17 protein-coding genes are annotated in these 16,687 nt (G+C 60.5%); 4 read left to right on the forward strand and 13 right to left on the reverse strand.

Translation table 11 applies throughout. The features are described from left to right. The first annotated feature begins 84 nt into the window (after positions 1–84). The gene (locus ACYZT8_RS22545) at positions 85–843 is read left to right on the forward strand and encodes an SDR family NAD(P)-dependent oxidoreductase (protein WP_461976050.1); all 759 of its coding nucleotides are present in this window, start codon (positions 85–87) and stop codon (positions 841–843) included. Positions 844–999: 156 nt separating this feature from the next. Here ACYZT8_RS22545 and ACYZT8_RS22550 read toward each other — a convergent pair whose 3' ends face one another. Continuing rightward, a complete protein-coding gene (locus ACYZT8_RS22550; RefSeq protein ID WP_461976052.1) occupies positions 1,000–1,434 on the reverse strand; it encodes a multidrug/biocide efflux PACE transporter in 435 nt (144 codons plus the stop codon). 90 nt (positions 1,435–1,524) lie between these two features. Between ACYZT8_RS22550 and ACYZT8_RS22555 the strand changes: the two genes are divergently transcribed. After that, a complete protein-coding gene (locus tag ACYZT8_RS22555) occupies positions 1,525–2,379 on the forward strand; it encodes a LysR family transcriptional regulator (protein ID WP_461976054.1) in 855 nt (284 codons plus the stop codon). A gap of 125 nt (positions 2,380–2,504) precedes the next feature. Here ACYZT8_RS22555 and ACYZT8_RS22560 read toward each other — a convergent pair whose 3' ends face one another. From ACYZT8_RS22560 to ACYZT8_RS22570, 3 genes are all read right to left on the reverse strand, one after another. After that, positions 2,505–3,740 carry an RNA polymerase sigma factor gene (locus ACYZT8_RS22560; RefSeq protein ID WP_461976056.1) on the reverse strand — a complete coding sequence of 412 codons (1,236 nt, stop codon included), beginning with the start codon at positions 3,738–3,740 and terminating at the stop codon, positions 2,505–2,507. Between the two features lie 110 nt (positions 3,741–3,850). Beyond that, positions 3,851–4,195, reverse strand: a complete 345-nt coding sequence (locus ACYZT8_RS22565; RefSeq protein WP_461976058.1) for a YciI family protein — start codon at positions 4,193–4,195, stop codon at positions 3,851–3,853. A gap of 81 nt (positions 4,196–4,276) precedes the next feature. Beyond that, entirely contained in the window at positions 4,277–4,702 is a 426-nt protein-coding gene (locus ACYZT8_RS22570) for a YybH family protein (protein WP_461976060.1), read from the reverse strand. Positions 4,703–4,842: 140 nt separating this feature from the next. Between ACYZT8_RS22570 and ACYZT8_RS22575 the strand changes: the two genes are divergently transcribed. Further along, positions 4,843–5,328 carry a GNAT family N-acetyltransferase gene (locus ACYZT8_RS22575; RefSeq protein WP_461976062.1) on the forward strand — a complete coding sequence of 162 codons (486 nt, stop codon included), beginning with the start codon at positions 4,843–4,845 and terminating at the stop codon, positions 5,326–5,328. Between the two features lie 7 nt (positions 5,329–5,335). Then, positions 5,336–5,941, forward strand: coding sequence for a pyridoxamine 5'-phosphate oxidase family protein (locus ACYZT8_RS22580; RefSeq protein ID WP_461976064.1), 606 nt, complete (start codon positions 5,336–5,338; stop codon positions 5,939–5,941). Positions 5,942–6,073: 132 nt separating this feature from the next. Here the strand turns inward: ACYZT8_RS22580 and ACYZT8_RS22585 are convergent, their stop codons facing one another. The 9 genes from ACYZT8_RS22585 to ACYZT8_RS22625 all read right to left on the reverse strand — a co-directional run bounded on the left by ACYZT8_RS22585 (position 6,074) and on the right by ACYZT8_RS22625 (position 16,647). After that, a complete protein-coding gene (locus tag ACYZT8_RS22585; protein WP_461976066.1) occupies positions 6,074–6,571 on the reverse strand; it encodes a GNAT family N-acetyltransferase in 498 nt (165 codons plus the stop codon). 406 nt (positions 6,572–6,977) lie between these two features. After that, positions 6,978–7,679 carry a response regulator gene (locus tag ACYZT8_RS22590; protein WP_461976068.1) on the reverse strand — a complete coding sequence of 234 codons (702 nt, stop codon included), beginning with the start codon at positions 7,677–7,679 and terminating at the stop codon, positions 6,978–6,980. Next, positions 7,676–10,369 carry a DUF4118 domain-containing protein gene (locus ACYZT8_RS22595; RefSeq protein WP_461976070.1) on the reverse strand — a complete coding sequence of 898 codons (2,694 nt, stop codon included), beginning with the start codon at positions 10,367–10,369 and terminating at the stop codon, positions 7,676–7,678. The genes ACYZT8_RS22590 and ACYZT8_RS22595 overlap by 4 nt, the downstream gene beginning before the upstream one ends. Before the next feature lie 54 nt (positions 10,370–10,423). After that, entirely contained in the window at positions 10,424–12,493 is a 2,070-nt protein-coding gene (kdpB, locus tag ACYZT8_RS22600; protein WP_461976072.1) for a potassium-transporting ATPase subunit KdpB, read from the reverse strand. After that, positions 12,490–13,185, reverse strand: coding sequence for a K(+)-transporting ATPase subunit C (gene kdpC, locus ACYZT8_RS22605; protein ID WP_461976074.1), 696 nt, complete (start codon positions 13,183–13,185; stop codon positions 12,490–12,492). Before kdpC ends, kdpB begins: the two co-directional genes overlap by 4 nt. A gap of 10 nt (positions 13,186–13,195) precedes the next feature. Next, entirely contained in the window at positions 13,196–14,902 is a 1,707-nt protein-coding gene (gene kdpA / locus ACYZT8_RS22610) for a potassium-transporting ATPase subunit KdpA (protein ID WP_461953587.1), read from the reverse strand. Between the two features lie 167 nt (positions 14,903–15,069). Further along, positions 15,070–15,168 carry a K(+)-transporting ATPase subunit F gene (gene kdpF, locus ACYZT8_RS22615; protein ID WP_095130908.1) on the reverse strand — a complete coding sequence of 33 codons (99 nt, stop codon included), beginning with the start codon at positions 15,166–15,168 and terminating at the stop codon, positions 15,070–15,072. 263 nt (positions 15,169–15,431) lie between these two features. Further along, positions 15,432–15,917: a GyrI-like domain-containing protein gene (locus ACYZT8_RS22620; protein ID WP_461976076.1), complete on the reverse strand. Its 486-nt coding sequence runs from the start codon at positions 15,915–15,917 to the stop codon at positions 15,432–15,434. A 67-nt stretch (positions 15,918–15,984) separates the two neighbouring features. Then, the gene (locus ACYZT8_RS22625; RefSeq protein ID WP_461976078.1) at positions 15,985–16,647 is read right to left on the reverse strand and encodes a LysE family translocator; all 663 of its coding nucleotides are present in this window, start codon (positions 16,645–16,647) and stop codon (positions 15,985–15,987) included. Positions 16,648–16,687: the final 40 nt, after the last annotated feature.

Consider the following 16,687-nt stretch of genomic DNA (forward strand, 5'->3'; position numbering starts at 1 on the left):
ATTCCAGTTTCAGTCTGTTTATCACCCTTGGCCGGATAAATAAACTTCCTCAACACCGTTACTCACCACCCTTGAGGAAGTCCCATGAACCGTAAAATCGCACTGATCACTGGCGCCAGCCGCGGCCTCGGCAAAAACGCAGCCCTGCATCTGGCCGCTCAAGGCGTCGACATTATCGGCACCTACAACAGCAAGGCCGATGAGGCGCAGGCACTGGTCGCAGAAATCGAAGGCCTCGGCGCTCGGGCGGTGATGCTGCAACTCGATGTGAGCCAAAGCGAACGCTTCGAAGCGTTCGCCACCCAGGTCGCCGAGGTGTTGAGCAGCCGGTTTGATCGCCAGCACTTCGACTTCTTGCTCAACAACGCAGGCATCGGCCTGACGGCTAGTTTCGTCGACACCACCGTCGCCCAATTCGACTTGCTGATGAACATTCATCTGAAGGGGCCCTTCTTCCTCACCCAGAACCTGCTGCCGCTGATGGCTGACGGTGGGCGCATTCTTAACGTGTCCAGCGGTCTGACCCGCTTCAGCTTGCCGGGTTACGGCGCTTACGCAGCGATGAAAGGCGCGATGGAAGTGCTGACACGCTACCAGGCCAAGGAACTCGGTGCCCGCGGCATTTCCGTGAACACCCTGGCGCCGGGCGCCATCGAGACCGACTTCGGCGGCGGCACGGTGCGCGATAACGGCGATGTGAACAGCTATGTCGCCGGCAATACCGCGTTGGGTCGAGTGGGTCAGCCGGATGACATTGGTGCCGCAATTGCATTGTTGTTGGCGCCGGGTAGCCAGTGGATCAATGGCCAGCGTGTCGAGGCGTCGGGCGGGATGTTTTTGTAACCACTAAACCTGTGGCGAGGGAGCTTGCTCCCGCCGGGTTGCGAAGCAGCCCCAAAATCTCGGTAACTGTCGAAGATTTTGCGAGCGCTTCGCACTCGAGCGGGACGGTGCGGCGATCCGACAAGCTCCCTCGCCACAAAAACTGTTCACTCTGGATTAGCGAGCAGTAGACACCATCAACATGCGCTCCCGCACCACGTCATACGCCCAGTGATAAACGTAGGTGTACGGCAGGAAAAACAGCAACACGCCGATGTCCAGCAGGAACGCCTGCCACAGGCTGACGTCCAGCCACCACGCAATCAGTGGCACACCCATCGCAACCAGCCCGCCTTCGAACATCAACGCATGGACCACACGTACCCAAGCGTTGTGCACGATGGCGAAGCGTTTGAGCAAACGGTCGAACAGGCCGTTGAAGACCACGTTCCAACCCAGAGCAAGCGCCGCAATCACAACGGTGACAGCGCCCATTTCAATCATCGGTTTGTCCATGATCCACGCCAGTAGCGGCGTACAGATCAGGATGGCCAGCACTTCGAAACCGATGGCCTGGAAAATACGTTCGGTGATGGATTTGTTGACGTTCATGATCAGGACTCCCTGAGTGACTGTGGTTGCCATGATCCTGCCTCGCGACGATACTTCATAACCAATAACCATCGATCAAGGCGATAGTTCATGGCTTCTCAGGAAGTGTTGCAGGCGTTTGTGCAGGCGGCGACGCAAGGTTCGTTTTCCGCGGCAGCGCGCAAACTGGGGCGCAGTCAGTCAACCATCAGTGCTGCGGTGGCCAGTCTTGAAATCGATTTGAACCTGACCCTCTTTGACCGCAGCAGCCGCAAGCCGAGCCTGACGCCGGCCGGGCATGTGATGTTGCAACGGGCCGAGGAGATTCTGGCGGCCACCAGCCGCCTGGAAATGACCGCCAGCCAACTGTCCCAAGGTGTAGAGCCGAAGCTGACCGTGGCGATTTCCGACACCTATCAGTCCGACCGCTTCGAAGCGGCGCTGAGTGCTTTCGAGCAGCGTTATCCAGACCTCGAGCTCGAATGCCTGATTGCTGAATGCGATGACTTGGTGGCATTGGTGCAAAGCGGTCGGGCGCATGTGGCCTTTGCGGAAAAACAAGACAGTTACCCGCCGGATCTGGTCAGCTCGACCGTGGAGGAGCGGACTGAGATTGCCCTGTTTGTGTCCCGTGAGCATCCGTTGGCGGCGCTGAACCTCGTCGATCAAGACGTGCTGCAACAGCATCGGGAGTTGCGCCTGGCGACGATCGTCAACCCGTATGAAAGCCGTGCGAAGGGACGCGTCTGGTCGGCGCCGAGTTACCTGATGCTGCTGGAAATGGCCCAAGGCGGGTTCGGCTGGGCGCCGTTGCCGCGTTGGTTGGTGGGGCGGTTTGGGGCGGGGACGCTGGTTGAACTGGACGTGCGCGGCTGGCCGAAACCGGTGTTTGTCGATGCCTTGTGGTCACGGCTGCATCCGCCGGGGCCGGCGGGGAGTTGGTTGCTCGGCAAGATGCTGGAATGAAGGTCCTTCGGCCCTTATCGCCAGCAAGCCGGCTCCTACAGGAGATCGCGCCGGTCACAAAATGTGTGGACGCCACCAATCCCTGTAGGAGCCGGCTTGCTGGCGATGGCGCCCGATAAATCACATCACTTCAAGGCCTTGATCCGCGCCTCAATAAACCGCCGCTCCGGCACTTGCTGCGTCAATTCCAGTGCCCGCTCATACGCCGCCCGCGCCTCATCAACCCGCCCCAACTGCCGACAAAAATCCGCGCGCGCCGAATGCGCCAAGTGGTAATCCTGCAAATCCCCCCGATCCAGAATTCCTTCCACCAACACCAGCCCCGCCAACGGTCCATCCCGCCTGGAGATCGCCGCTGCACGGTTCAACTCGATGACCGGCGAAGGCACCGCCGCCAACAGCACGTCATACAGACCCACAATCTGCTGCCAGTCCGTCTCCCCCGCCGTGAGCGCTTCAGCATGCACCGCCGCAATCGCTGCTTGCAGGCAATAAGGCCCGAACTGTCCAGTGGTCAGCGCCGCTTCCACCAGCACGCAACCTTCGGCAATCATCCCGGCATCCCACAACGAACGATCCTGCTCATCCAGCAAAATCAACTCACCGCTCGCCGACATCCGGGCCGGGCGTCGTGATTCATGCAACAGCATCAAGGCCAGCAGCCCCATCACTTCCGATTCCGGCAGCAACTCCATCAGCAAACGCCCGAGCCGAATCGCCTCGCGCGTCAGGTCCTCGCGGGTCAGCTCGGCGCCGACGGACGCCGAGTAACCTTCGTTGAACACCAGGTAAATGACCCTGAGCACACTGTCGAGACGCTCGGGCAGTTCCGCCAGCGTCGGCACTTGATAAGGGATTTTGGCGTCACGGATTTTCGCTTTGGCGCGCACGATGCGCTGGGCGATGGTTGCCGGCGCCGAGAGAAAGGCGCGGGCGATTTCCTCTGTGGTCAGGTCGCACACTTCACGCAAGGTCAACGGCACCTGGGCGTCCGACGCGAGGGCCGGGTGACAACAGGTGAAGATCAGGCGCAAGCGATCATCTTCCACGTCTTCATCACTCCAGTCGGCCTGCTCCAGCTCCTCCAGTTGAGCAATCAACATTGGCCTGGACGCCGCAAAACGCGCGCGCCGACGCAACACATCGATGGCTTTGAAGCGCCCGGTGGACACCAGCCAGGTGCGTGGATTGTCCGGCACGCCGTCACGCTGCCACCGCTCGACCGCGACGAAAAACGCCTCGTGCAGGGCCTCTTCGGCGAGGTCGAAATCGCCGAGCAAACGGATCAGCGTCGCCAGAATCCGCCGTGAGTCTTCGCGGTAAACCTGCTCGACCCGCGCCGTGACCGAAACCTCAGGCATCAGTCCGGCATGCCTTCAGTCACCAGCGTCACCCATCGATCGTCGAATTCGCCAGGCTGCTTCTTGTAGGGCTGTGGACTCATGGGGCTCTCCTGTCTTGTGCTTGTTATTCAGGGATTCAACTGGCGAACGGGACGCACCTCTACACTGCCGACCCGGGCCGCCGGGATATTGCCGGCGACCTGAATGGCTTCATTGAGGTCCTTGGCATCGATCAGGTAGAAGCCGGCCAACTGCTCCTTGGTTTCGGCGAACGGGCCGTCGGTGATCGACATCTTGCCGTTGCGCATGCGCACGGTGGTCGCGGTTTGCACCGACTCCAGCGCCTCGGCCGCGATCATCCGGCCGCTGCCCTCGATCGACTCGGCATAGGCCATGCACTCGGCGTCATGGGGACTGTCAGGCAGCGAGTGCAACGCCTGTTCGTTGCTGTAGACCAGGCATAAATACTTCATGTGGGCTCTCCCGGATCGAACTGATCAACTATGGCTGCAGATGGGCGCCTTCGCGACATTCCCGACGAAGCAACCCGATGTTCAGGGTTCAAGGTTGAACAGCGTCGTGCCGCTCGTCATGTCGAACGGGGCCGACCAGTGTTCGTGGACGATGCGCCATTGCCCTGCCTCTCGCCGATAGCAGGCGGTCACGCGCATCCAGCAGGCCTGGGTTTCACCCTTCTCGTTGGTGCCGCCGCAATGGGCCAGCCAGTGGGCGAAGGCGATGTGCTCGTCCGCGACGATGTTCATATGGTCGAAGTCGAACTTGTGCGCACCCTGGCACATTTCCATGCACTCCTCCCAATGCGCGCGGTAAGCCGCCTTGCCCCGGAATTGCAGGGCCTTGACCGCGTCGTAGGAGACGATGTCGTCACCGTAAAAGGACATGAGCTTCTCGACATCCTTCGCGATCACCGCTTGGCGATAAGTGTCGATCAGGGCCTGGATTTCAGCAGTAGCGATCATGTTGGTTCTCCGTGGTTTTTGTTGTGAAGACACCCTTAGTCGTCTGGCGAACAGCCAAATCGACAGTCGAAATAAAAATAATCCATGCACGCAAACTCGTTAGAATCCGAAACATCTTTTGTTGGAAAAAGGACACTCCAGTGACAGCCCGACTCGTGCCTTACGAAAACCTCAACGCGCGCCAGCGCCAGCAGGTCGAGGCCATCGAAGTTCATAAAGAACAGATCAAGTTCTCCGGCGACATCCATGGTGCGTTGCACACCTTGCTGTCCAAACCCGGCCCCGGCGTCCAGGGATTTGCGCTGCTGGTCGAGGAGAATCCCGTGGCGTTCCTGCTGCTGAAACGCCCGCCTGTGTTGCCGGCGTGGGCCGACGAACACAGCGCGACCTTGCATGCCTTGCAAGTCGATCACCGTGCTCAAGGCAAAGGTTATGGCAAAGCCTGCCTGCAAGCCCTGCCTGATGTGGCTCGGCAGGCGTTTCCGGAGATCAAGGCGCTGGAGCTCTCGGTGGATGCGGACAACGAAGCCGCCATCGCGCTCTATGCGAAATTCGGCTGGGTCGACAGCGGCGAGGCGTACCGGGGCCGGATCGGTTATGAACGGCGCATGAGTCTGATTTTCTGAGGTGGTTATGCTCGACAGCATCGAAGCATTGGAAGCGATCTACGGCCAACCCCACGACCGCGCCGTGCGCAAGCAGATTCCCTTTCTGAACGAGGACTATCAGGCGATGGTTCGCGCCTCGCCGCTGGTGATTATCAGCTCGGTCGGCCCTGATGGCATGGACGGTTCGCCCCGGGGTGATACGCCGGATTTTGTGCGGATCATCGACCCGCAGACCCTGGCGATCCCGGATCGTCCGGGCAACAACCGCATCGATACGTTGCGCAATGTGGTGCTGGATTCACGGGTGTCGTTGCTGTTCATCATTCCCGGAATCGGCGAGACGTTGCGGGTCAACGGCACGGCGAAAATCAGTGCGGAACCGGCGTTGCTTGAAAGCTTTTCGGTAAACGGCAAACCGGCGCGCACGGTGATGCTGGTGACGGTAGAAGCGGCGTACTTTCACTGCTCGAAAGCGATTGTGCGTTCGGATTTGTGGAATCCGGAGAAGCATCTGGAACGCTCAGCGCTGCCGACGGCGGGGGCGTTTCACAAGCGGCTGAATGACGGGCAGTTCGATGCCGAAACGTACGACCGGGAAGCGCCGGCCCGAGTGCGTGACAGTCTCTACTGACACGACACAAATCACTGTGGGAGCGAGCCTGCTCGCGATGACGGTCTGACAGTCGACATTTCTGTTGAATGTTATGCCGTCATCGCGAGCAGGCTCGCTCCCACAGTGGATCTTCGGTGTTTGATAGATTGGTTACAGGGTCAGGGTCATCTCATGCCACGCCATGCCGCCGTGGTCCGAAGCTGAAGGCTTGATGTAGGCAAACCCAAACCCGGCATACAGCGGAATGTGCCGCTCCTTGCACATCAGGTGGATGGTGGTCTTGCCCATCGCCCGCATCCGCTCGATGAACTCGCCCATCAAACGCTTCGCCAACCCCTGCCCCTGATAATCCGGGTGCACCACCACCGACATGATCACCACCTGCGGGCCGGCCGGGTCGTGGCCGATCAGTTCCTTGAACGCCTCGTCTGACATTTCCACCTCAAATGCCGCTCCGGAATTAATGAAACCGGCTACCACTCCGTCCACTTCCGCGACGATGAAACCCTCAGGCCAGGTGGCAATGCGGGTGGCGATTTTTTCCCGGGTGGCGGCTTCGTCGCCTTCGTAGGCAACGGTTTCGATGGCGAAGCAGCGGTCCAGGTCAGCAGGCAGGACGTTTCGGATGACAGGGTTCGACGAGTTCATGGCGCAACAGCAACCTTGGGGCAAGTGAGAAGACAGAGTATCGCTCGCCGATTCTAACAATACTTGCGGGTCCTCGAACGCCCGATATCTGGCACTCGTATAAAGCGCATAGGGTTAAAGAACGGCACCGTAAAGCTTTCATATAACCGCTACCCAATGCCTCGGGTTCGTATTATTTATCTGTGCCTCGACGATTGAAGACGCCCAGCCATGGCAGGTTGAGCCCTCCTCGTCCCACTCACAGGACTGTGATCATGAGCACGACTCAAATCGGCCTACTCGTGTTGTTCAGCATTAGCTCGTTCGGTTTCATCACGCTGTACATCGATTTCCTGCGCGAGCGCCGAATCAAGAAAGACAAGTGAACGACACAAGGCCGGGCGCTGCAACCAGCGCCATCCTTGCTCTACAGCCCCACCAAGCGATAACCCACCTGCAATTCGGTGATGAAATGCTGCGGCTGGGCCGCATCGGCCTCCAGTTTTTGCCGCAGGTGCGCCATGTGCACTCGCAGGTAATGAGCACGATCGACGTAATCCAGCCCCCACACTTCCAGCAATAACTGGCGATGGGTCATGACCCGTCCTTGTCCGCGAATCAACGCACAAAGCAGGCGATACTCGATGGGCGTCAGATGGACCGATTGGCCCTCGCGCCGGACCTCGTGTGTGGCCAGGTCCACTTCGATCACGCCGAAAGTCACCTTGCTGGTGACGGCGGCGGTTCCGTTCTGCACATGTCGACGCAACTGGGCGCGGATACGCGCGAGCAACTCGGGCACGCCGAAGGGTTTGACCAGGTAATCGTCGGCGCCCGCATCCAGTGCCGCCACTTTTTCCTCTTCACGATCACGGGCCGACAGCACCAGAATCGGCACCGTCATCCAGCCACGCAGCTCGCTGATCAATTGTTTGCCGTCACCGTCGGGCAAACCCAGATCGACAATCACCAGATCCGGTTGACGGCTGGCGGCGTGGATCAGGGCGCGTTTGACGTTGTCGGCTTCGAACACCTGGAAACCTTCATCCTGCAGCGCGATGCCGATGAAACGGCGGATGTTGGCCTCGTCCTCGACAATGAGGATGCGTGCACTGGTTGCACTGGTCATAGCGATTCCATGGAAGGCGGGTGACCCGCCGGTAGTGTGATGACAAAGCGGATACCCGAGGTGGCCTGGGGTTGGGCCTCGATCGTTGCACCATGGGCCTGGACAATGCGTTTTGCCAACGCCAGCCCAAGGCCGATGCCGGCCACGGCCGACTCCTGCTGGCCACGGGTGAACGGCTCGAACAGGCTCTGAGGTGTGCTGCCCTGAGGACAACCGGGACCGGCGTCGATCACCTCCAGCACAATGTTGTCCTCCTCTTGCCGGGCCGCCACCTGCACCAGCGTTCCGGCCGGGGTGTACTTGGCGGCGTTGTCCAGAAGGTTGACCAGCACGCGCTCGATCAACAGCGCATCGACTTCCACCAACGGCAACTGCGGCGACAGCGCGGTGCGCACGACGTGCCGCGCCAATGGCTCGCGCAGTTGACGCAAAGCGCTGCCGACGATTTCCTCCAGTGAGTGCCATTGCCGATTCAGGCGCACACCGCGTTCCTGCATCCGGGCCATGTCCAACAGGTTTTCGATCAATCGCTGCATGGAGCTGGCCTGATCGCGGATACCGCCCAGCAACTGCGTCAGCGGTCCGGGCGGCGCGTGAGGTGCCGCCGCATCTGCCGCGCCGATAATGGTGGTCAGCGGCGTGCGCAAGTCATGAGAGATCGCGGCCAGCAGCGTATTGCGCATGCGCTCGCCCTCCATCTGCACCAGGGTGCTCTGCGCCACTTCGACGAAATGCACCCGCTCCAGCGCAATCGCCAGTTGGCTCATGCACGCTTCGAGCAAACGCTGTTCTTCAGGCTCGCTCAATCGCTCGGGTTCAGCCAGTTCGAGCACCAACACGCCGCGTACGCGCATGGGCGCCTTCAACGGCAAATAGCGGCCTTGAGCGGCCGCCAGTGTATCGGTGCCCTGACCCGCGGGTTGGCCGTGGTCGTAAACCCATTGGGCAATGCTTTCATCGATCGGGAACGTGCCGGCGCCACTGGAATGGACACTGTCTATAGCGTCCGGAAGTGCCAGCCCGCCCCGCGCTTCAAACACGCCACTGAAGGTGCGCAGCGCCACCTCCGTAATCTGCTCCACCGTCAGCGCCGCCGACAGGTCGCGAGCCAGCCTCGCCAATGACGTCGCGCGCCGCTCACGGCCAGCAGCGGTGCGAGCCTCATGACGCAAGCGGGCCGTCAGTTGACCGGTGATCAACGCAATACCCAGCATCAGGGCGAAGGTAAAGAAATACTGGGTGTCATTGACCGTGAACGACCAGCGGGGCTGGACGAAGAAGAAATCAAAACACAGCACCGCCAGCATCGCCGCCCAGACACCCGGCCCGCGCCCGTAACGCAGAGAGACCAACACCACCGTGAGCAAAAACAGCATGACCACGTTGGCCAGATCAAACACCTGCAACAACAAGGCCGCCACAGCCGTGGCGGCAAAACAGGCAAGGCTGGCCCACAGGTATGCCGCAGTCCTGCTCGGCGGCAACGCGGCATCCGTGTTCACCGCCACCGCAACCACGACGGGCAACGGGCCATGAGCGATGACAATCTGATCGATCTCGGGGTGACGACGGCTGATACGGTCACTGATCGACTGATGCCAGAACTGCCAGACCTTGCGCGGGTAATGCCCGAGCACCAGGCGATTGGCGTTATGTTCACGGGCAAACGCCACCAGCGTCTCGGCCACGTCCATGCCTGACAGCGTGGCCGTGTCGGCACCGAACTCAGCGGCCAGCGCCAGGGTTTTCATGGCGGCGGCATAGCGGTTCTCGCCGCCTTCACGGCGATGGACCGAAGGCACATGGACGACAATCCAGTCCGCCTCGAGTTTTTGTGCCAGACGCGCCGCTTCACGAACCAGACGTTCATCCGACGGGTAGCCTGCCACGCCGACCAGAAGACGCTCGCGCGCGGGCCAAAGGGTGTTGATGGACCGCTCGCGGCGATAGTCGCGCATCTGTGCATCGACTCGATCGGCCGTACGCCGCAGCGCCAGCTCGCGCAAGGCCAGCAAGTTGCCTTTGCGAAAGAAATGCCGGGACGCGCGCTCGGCCTGGGGCGGCAGGTAGACCTTGCCTTCCTTGAGACGGCGTAGCAAGTCATCGGGTGGCAGGTCGATCACCACCACTTCATGGGCAGCGTCGAACAGATGATCGGGCACGGTCTCGCGCACCCGGATGCCGATGATCCCGCTGACGATATCGTTGAGACTTTCCAGGTGCTGGACATTGAGGGTGGTCCAGACGTCGATGCCGGCGCGCAGCAGTTCTTCGACATCCTGCCAGCGTTTGGGGTGACGCGAGCCGGGAACGTTGCTGTGGGCCAGCTCATCCACCAGCAGCACCGCCGGACGTCGCGCCAGCGCGGCATCCAGATCGAACTCGCTGAGGGCACACTCGCGATGCATCACGCTGTAGCGCGGCAGCAGCTCCAGACCCGTGAGCAGTTCAGCGGTTTCCCGGCGGCCATGGGTTTCGACCACGCCAGCCACCAGGTCACGGCCCTGGGTCACTTCGCGTTGGGCCGCGATGAGCATGGCACAGGTTTTCCCCACTCCGGCATTGGAGCCGAAATAGATGCGCAATTTGCCACGCAGGGCGGCCTGTTCGTCTTGTTGCAACTTCTCCAGCAGCGCGTCGGGATCAGGGCGGCCGTCACGTGAAGCGGTGAACGTATCAGTTACGAGCATGGCAATCCTTTTGAACTGCACAGCGCCACACAGGGCGCCGCGCAGTCAGTCCTTTCAAACCAGGCCAAGCCCGGCCAACAGCATGTCGATCACCTTGATCCCCGCGAACGGCACCAGCACGCCACCCAGCCCATAGATCAGCAGGTTGCGATTGAGTAACGCAGCGGCGCCGATGGCTCGGTAGGTCACACCCTTCAGCGCCAGCGGGATCAAAAACACGATGATCAGGGCATTGAAGATCACCGCGCTGAGGATCGCCGAGTTCGGGCTGCTCAGGTGCATCACGTTCAGGGCACCCAGTTGCGGATAGGTCGCGACGAATGCGGCCGGTACGATAGCAAAATACTTGGCCACATCGTTGGCCACGCTGAAGGTGGTTAACGCGCCGCGCGTCATGAGCATCTGCTTGCCGACTTCAACCACCTCGATCAGCTTGGTCGGGTTGCTGTCCAGATCGACCATGTTGCCCGCTTCCTTGGCGGCCTGAGTACCGCTGTTCATGGCCACGGCCACGTCCGCCTGGGCCAGTGCCGGCGCATCGTTGGTGCCATCTCCCGTCATCGCCACCAGCTTGCCCTGCGCCTGGTAGTCGCGGATCAGTTGCAGCTTGTCTTCCGGCCGGGCCTCGGCCAGAAAGTCGTCGACACCGGCCTCCACGGCAATCGCCGCCGCCGTCAGGCGGTTGTCGCCGGTGATCATGACCGTCTTGATCCCCATGCGCCGCAGTTCGGCAAAGCGCTCCTTGATACCGCCCTTGACCACGTCCTTGAGCTCGACCACGCCCAATGCCTTTTCACCCTCGCACACGACCAGCGGCGTACTGCCACGGCGCGAGACTTCATCGACCTTGCTCTGCAATGCCGACGGGAAGCTGCCGCCCAGCGCCTCGATGTGCTGGCGAATGGCATCTGCCGCGCCCTTGCGGATGCTCCGGCCACCGGCCAGATCGACGCCGCTCATGCGGGTTTGCGCCGTGAAATGCACGAAGCTCGCCCCCAGGGCATTGAGGTCCCGCGCCCGCAGGTCGAACTTCTGCTTGGCGAGCACCACAATACTGCGTCCTTCCGGCGTTTCGTCGGCCAGCGAGGCCAACTGCGCGGCGTCCGCCAGTTCCGACTCCTTGACTCCGGGCGCTGGCAGGAAACTGCTGGCCTGGCGATTACCCAAGGTAATGGTGCCGGTTTTGTCCAACAGCAGGACATCCACGTCACCCGCCGCTTCTACGGCCCGCCCGGAGGTGGCAATGACGTTGGCCGACATCATCCGGCTCATGCCCGCCACACCAATCGCCGACAGCAGGCCGCCAATGGTCGTGGGGATCAGACAGACCAGCAGCGCCACCAGCACCGTTGCGCTGACCACGTCGCCGCCGCTCATGGTCACCGCCATCATCGAATACGGGCCCAGCGTCACGATCACCAACAGAAACAGAAACGTCAGCCCCACCAGCAGAATGGTCAGCGCCACTTCGTTAGGCGTCTTCTGGCGCTTCGCGGATTCGACCATTGAGATCATGCGATCCAGAAACGACTCGCCGGGATTGACGCTGATACGCACCACCAGCCAGTCCGACAGCACTTTTGTGCCCCCGGTGACCGATGAAAAGTCGCCGCCCGCCTCGCGAATCACCGGTGCCGACTCCCCGGTGATCGCGCTTTCATCCACCGACGCCACACCTTCGATCACCACACCATCGAGGGGCACCAGATCGCCCGCCTCGATCAACACCACAGCGTCCTTGAGCAGTTCGCTGGAAGGCACTGGCCTCCAGGCGGAACCGTGCCGGGGTTGCTGCAACAGCTTGGCCAGGGTCTGGCGCTTCATCCCGCGCAGGCTGGCCGCCTGGGCCCGACTGCGCCCCTCGGCCAGGGCTTCGGCGAAGTTGGCAAACAGCACGGTGAACCACAGCCACAGCGTGATGCTGAGAATGAAACCACTGGGGGCTTCCCCTTTGCCGACCAGTGATTGAACCCACAACAGCGTGGTGAGAATACTGCCCAGGTACACCACAAACATTACCGGGTTCTTCCACTGCGCCTGGGGCAGCAGTTTCTTGAAGGCATCCAGGCACGCCGTGAGCAACAATCCACGGTCGAACAAAGGCAAACGAACTTGCTTACTCATGGTTGTTTCTCTTGTTCACTGGCCGCAAGGGATGGCTGATGCGCAGGCGTCAGAGCGTCCAGTGCGAGGTTGAGTTGCAGCACATTGACCCGGGGCTCGCCGAGCAAACCAAAGGTGCGTTGCTCAGTGTGGGCATTCACCAGCTTCAACAGATCGGCTTGCGGCAGGTGACGCAGGCGAGCGACGCGCGAAGCCTGAATCTGTGCGTTGGCCACCGAGATGTGCGGGTCCAGACCTGACGCCGACGAGGTGACCGCATCCACCGGCACCTGGGCATCGGCTGCCAGACCGTTCTGCCGGCGGTAGGCTTCGACGCGCAAAGCCACGGTGTCGATCAACTTCTGGCTGGTCGGGCCAAGGTTGCTGGCACCACTGGAACCTGCGTTGTACGGCTGGGCCACGCTCTTGCTCGGATCCAGCGGGTCAGCGCCGAGGGTCATGCTCGGCCGCCCCTGAAAATACTCGGGGCGAGTGAAATGCTGGCCGATCATCGCCGAACCGATCACCAACCCGTCCCGTTCAACCAGACTGCCCCGGGCCTGATAGGGGAACAGCACGTTAGCCACCAGCGTGGTGAACAACGGATACACCAGCCCGGTCAGCAACATGAAGAACGCCGCCGAAATCAGCACCGGGCGCAACAGGCCGACAAACAGAAATTGCACCTTGGTTTGTGTTTGTACTTGAGTCATCACATCCCCCTCACTTGTAGGTCTGGCCGGACAGCAACTGCAGTTGCTCGACCAGCGGGCCGAGCGCGAGCGCCGGCAGGAAAGTCAGGCCGCCCACCACCAACACCACGAACACCACCAGAAACATGAATAGCGGCGTGGCGGTCGGGATGGTGCCGGCACCGGCCGGGATGTTCTTTTTCATCGCCAGGGAACCGGCGACCGCAAGCATCGGCAGCATCGTGAAGAAGCGTCCGAGCAACATGGCAAGACCGATGGTGGTGTTAAAGAACGGCGTATTGGCATTCAGCCCGGCGAACGCCGAACCGTTGTTGGCAGTGCCCGAGGTGTAGGCATACAGCACCTCGCTGAAGCCATGAGGCCCCTGGTTGTTGAGGCTATTGAGAGTATCGGGCCAGAGTGCCGCCAGGGCGGTGAAGCCGAGAATGCAGATGGGGTGGGCCAGCACCGAGAGCATGACCAGCTTGATCTCCCGCGCCTCTATCTTCTTGCCGAGGAATTCGGGGCTGCGACCGATCATCATGCCCACCAGAAACACCGTCAGCAGCGCGTACTGGATCAGGTTGATAAAGCCCACGCCGTCGCCACCGAACACGCAGTTGAGCATCATCTGCGCCAGCGGTACGAAGCCGCCCATGGGCGTCAGCGAGTCATGCATGGCGTTCACCGAGCCGGTGGTTGCGCCGGTGGTGGTGGTCACGAACAGGCTGGTGTCGGCAATCCCGAAGCGCAACTCCTTGCCCTCCATGTTGCCGCCACTCTGGGTCGCTGACAGCACCTGATCCGCGCCCACTCGGGTCAACAGCGGGTTGCCACTTTGTTCGGCGGTGTAAACGATGCTCAGAAAGCCGACGAACATCACCAGGAACGTGCCAAAGAACACCCAGCCCTGACGCCGACGCATCAGCATGCTGCCGAAGGTGTACGTCAGCGCTGACGGGATCAGCAACATGCTGAGGATATGCAGCATGTTCGTCAGCGGGGTCGGGTTCTCGAACGGGTGCGCGGCGTTCATGCTGAAAAAACCGCCACCGTTGGTGCCGATGTGCTTGATGGACTCGAAGCTCGCCACCGCACCGACGATCAATTGTTGCTGCGCGCCTTCCAGCGTAGTGGCAAGTGCCTGGGAGTTCAGGGTTTGTGGCATGCCTTGCCAGACATAAACCAGCGCCATGCCAAAACACAGTGGCAGCATCACCCGGTACAGCGTGCGAGTGAAGTCCACCCAGTAGTTGCCGATGTCAGCGGAGTTCGACCGACTGAGGCCGCGAATGAAACCCGCGGCGGCCACAACGCCCGCTGTTGCGCCGACGAACATCAGGAAGGTGATAACCGCCATCTGGCTGAAGTTGGACAGGCTGGTCTCACCTGAATAAGCCTGCCAGTTGGTGTTGGTGATAAAAGACGCCGCGGTATTGAACGCCAGATCCGGCGTTTGCGCGCTCAGCCCCAAGGGATTGAGTGGCATGAAACCTTGCAGACGCAACACGATGTAACCCAGCAACATCATGGCCGCGTTCGACAGCAACAGGGCCGAGCCATAACGTGCCCAGCCCATGGTTTCGGTCGAATCGATCCCCAGCAAACGATACGTGGCGCGCTCCGCCAAGGCATGGTTTCGCCCGGTGAATACCAGCGTCAGCCACTTCCCCATCAAAACGGCGAGCCCGGTCATCAACCCGAGAATCACCGCAAATTCCAGCATAGTGCTCAACATGTCGATGCTCCGTTCAAATCTTGCCCATGGCGACGATGACCATGGCTGTCGCAGCAAAAAACACCACGCTAACCCCCATGAAAATCAGGTCGTACATTGCCGTTTTCCTTTCTCAAGACCGCCCTGGCGGACGAATAAAAACGCCTGTGCCGCAATGACTGCGGCCATCAGAACTTTTCTGCACGGATAAGGGCGTAACCCAGGTAGGCGAACAACAGGGCGGCGCACAGGCCGCTGGCGATGTAAATGAACTCGAGTGTTAACAAGACAGCTCCCCCTGACTTAACGAATGGGCACCCGCAATCGGGCCCCGGTAGAGCGCGTCAGAGCACAAAACGCACTGAATACGCGCTCTTATCTGCGCAGTGCAGGTTATGTGAGGGGGTATCAAGGACGGACACTGATTGGGGGTCGCGGTATTAAGACGGCGTATAGATCGAGCGAAACGGGTGATAGGCGGGAGGTAGTGCGAGGGGCCAACGACAGTCACGAACGGGCACTGTGAAGTGCCCGTTCCAGGCTTGGTTCATTACGACTTGAGCGGCAACCAGATTTCCAGCACGCCAGTATTGAGCTTCGGGTTGAAGTCTTCGCTGTAGCGTTCGAACTCCGGGGCGTCCGCCGCTTCTTTACCGGACTGCGGCAGCCAGGTTTTCCAGATGTACTGAAAGGTCGCGGGCAACTGGTCCAGGGTGCCTTTGTGCTCGAACACTGCGTAATGCTGGGGCTGAACTTCGACCCAGCGGTACTTTTCAGGCAGATCGTCGAGTTTGTCGATCTCGACGCCGGCGATGTATTCGAAACCACCTTTGCCATCGGGATTGCAGCAGATGCCGTAGGTCACTTCACCTTTTTGACCGGGAATTTTGCCAATCTCGGGAACGAACTTCTCCCAAAGGTCGGGGATGCCTTGCGTGGTCTGCTGGGTAAATCGGCCACCAAACCCTGCAATAAGCAGGAAGTGCCCGTGTTCGAAGCGGGGCTCGGCCGGTTTTACGCCTGTTTGCTCATCCATGACTCAACTCCTGGAACAAAAAAGTGGGTTCGGCTGGGAGTATAGAAGCCAAACCCGATTCGCCCAATTACAGGGTATGCAACTGTTCGACGGCGCCTGCGCCAACGAACTCGTTATAACCCGATAGGATCACGTAGACCGCGAAATAGCAGAAGATCGCCGCTGATGCCATATAGGAGTAACGCAGCAATTTGTCACCCAGCAACTTGCCGCCATGGCTGGCCGCAAAGCACAGTCCGGCGGACCACAACAGGCCCGCGCAGAGAAAACCGCCGAGGAACAACGCCGAGCTGAGCGCCCCGCCACCACCGGAACGCGCGATCAGCGTGCCGCCCACCGCAGCAAACCAAAGGATGGCGCTCGGTGACGACATGGCCAGGAAGATCCCGCGGAAAAACTCCTTACGATGGGAGTTCTGCCCCACCTCCGCGGACTGCGCCAGCACCGTCTCATGGTGTATCGCCGAATAGATCATCTTCGCTGCGAAATAAATCAACAACGCCGAACCACCGATCCACAGCACCCAGCGCACGGTTTCGTATTGCAGCAAAACGGTCATACCCGCCAACGCCAGCACTGCGTAAATCAGGTCGCCGACACACGTCCCCAACCCCAGGGCAAAGCCCTGAAAATAGCCGCGTTGCATGGCCAAAGTGATCATCGCGATATTGGCCACGCCGATATCCAGGCACAGCGAAAGGCTCAGCAGAAAGCCGCTGGTAAATTCCATCAACCGGGTTCCTTCGGACAAATTTGTTTACATAGTGGCT

It is taken from the genome of Pseudomonas sp. LB3P93 (assembly GCF_054898025.1).

Bases quoted from the DNA above. Each gene is read 5' to 3' on its own strand.
- ACYZT8_RS22545 (WP_461976050.1), top strand. From the start codon at position 85: ATGAACCGTAAAATCGCACTGATCACTGGCGCCAGCCGCGGCCTCGGC.
- ACYZT8_RS22550 (WP_461976052.1), bottom strand. From the start codon at position 1,434: ATGAACGTCAACAAATCCATCACCGAACGTATTTTCCAGGCCATCGGT.
- ACYZT8_RS22555 (WP_461976054.1), top strand. From the start codon at position 1,525: ATGGCTTCTCAGGAAGTGTTGCAGGCGTTTGTGCAGGCGGCGACGCAA.
- ACYZT8_RS22560 (WP_461976056.1), bottom strand. From the start codon at position 3,740: ATGCCTGAGGTTTCGGTCACGGCGCGGGTCGAGCAGGTTTACCGCGAA.
- ACYZT8_RS22565 (WP_461976058.1), bottom strand. From the start codon at position 4,195: ATGAAGTATTTATGCCTGGTCTACAGCAACGAACAGGCGTTGCACTCG.
- ACYZT8_RS22570 (WP_461976060.1), bottom strand. From the start codon at position 4,702: ATGATCGCTACTGCTGAAATCCAGGCCCTGATCGACACTTATCGCCAA.
- ACYZT8_RS22580 (WP_461976064.1), top strand. From the start codon at position 5,336: ATGCTCGACAGCATCGAAGCATTGGAAGCGATCTACGGCCAACCCCAC.
- ACYZT8_RS22585 (WP_461976066.1), bottom strand. From the start codon at position 6,571: ATGAACTCGTCGAACCCTGTCATCCGAAACGTCCTGCCTGCTGACCTG.
- ACYZT8_RS22590 (WP_461976068.1), bottom strand. From the start codon at position 7,679: ATGACCAGTGCAACCAGTGCACGCATCCTCATTGTCGAGGACGAGGCC.
- ACYZT8_RS22595 (WP_461976070.1), bottom strand. From the start codon at position 10,369: ATGCTCGTAACTGATACGTTCACCGCTTCACGTGACGGCCGCCCTGAT.
- kdpB (WP_461976072.1), bottom strand. From the start codon at position 12,493: ATGAGTAAGCAAGTTCGTTTGCCTTTGTTCGACCGTGGATTGTTGCTC.
- kdpC (WP_461976074.1), bottom strand. From the start codon at position 13,185: ATGACTCAAGTACAAACACAAACCAAGGTGCAATTTCTGTTTGTCGGC.
- kdpA (WP_461953587.1), bottom strand. From the start codon at position 14,902: ATGTTGAGCACTATGCTGGAATTTGCGGTGATTCTCGGGTTGATGACC.
- ACYZT8_RS22620 (WP_461976076.1), bottom strand. From the start codon at position 15,917: ATGGATGAGCAAACAGGCGTAAAACCGGCCGAGCCCCGCTTCGAACAC.
- ACYZT8_RS22625 (WP_461976078.1), bottom strand. From the start codon at position 16,647: ATGGAATTTACCAGCGGCTTTCTGCTGAGCCTTTCGCTGTGCCTGGAT.